Raw genomic sequence first — 717 nt, forward strand, 5'->3', positions numbered from 1 at the left:
AAACGCCTGCAGCGAAGCAGGATAGCCGCCCACGGCCGCCGGATTTCACGTTGATGACCGATTGGCCGATCATCGCGCAGCCGGCCATGCCTCCGAAGAAGCCCGTCACCGTGTTGGCGATGCCCTGGCCGACGCATTCGCGGTTCTTATCGGACCCCGTGTCGGTCAGCTCGTCGACGATCTGGGCCGTCATGAGGGATTCGAGCAGGCCCACCACGGCCACGGCTGCCGAATACGGCAGGATGATCATCAGGGTGTCGAGGTTCAGCGGGATGTCCGGGATCAGGAAGACCGGCAGCGTCGAAGGCAGTTCGCCCATGTCGCCGACGATCCGAAGGTCCATGCCGAAGGTCAGGGAGATCGCGGTAAGGACGACGATCGCAACGAGCGGAGACGGGATCACCGTGGTAAGCCGGGGCAGCAGGTAGATGATCGCGAGGCCTGCCGCGACCATGACGTAGGTCAGGTACGGCACACCGACGAGTTCCGGGATCTGCGCCATGAAGATCAGGATCGCCAGCGCGTTGACGAAGCCAGTCATCACCGACCGGGAGACGAACTGCATGGCGTTGCCGAGCTTTAGGAAGCCGGCGGCGATCTGGAGGAGGCCAGCGAGGACTGTGGCGGCCCCTCCGTGCCAATGACGATGAGACATCGACCACCCGGGAATTTACCCTTGAGGGCGCAGGTAACGTATCGACATGGTAATGCCCCAGA

At 63.0% G+C, this 717-nt stretch carries 1 pseudogene; it reads right to left on the reverse strand.

From position 1 onward, the window contains the following. A pseudogene (locus tag VQ044_RS25465) lies at nt 1–628 on the reverse strand (SulP family inorganic anion transporter); the annotation flags it as partial. Nucleotides 629–717: the final 89 nt, after the last annotated feature.

It is taken from the genome of Aurantimonas sp. C2-5-R2 (assembly GCF_036549495.1).
GTDB classification, from domain to species: Bacteria; Pseudomonadota; Alphaproteobacteria; order Rhizobiales; family Rhizobiaceae; genus Aurantimonas; species Aurantimonas coralicida_A.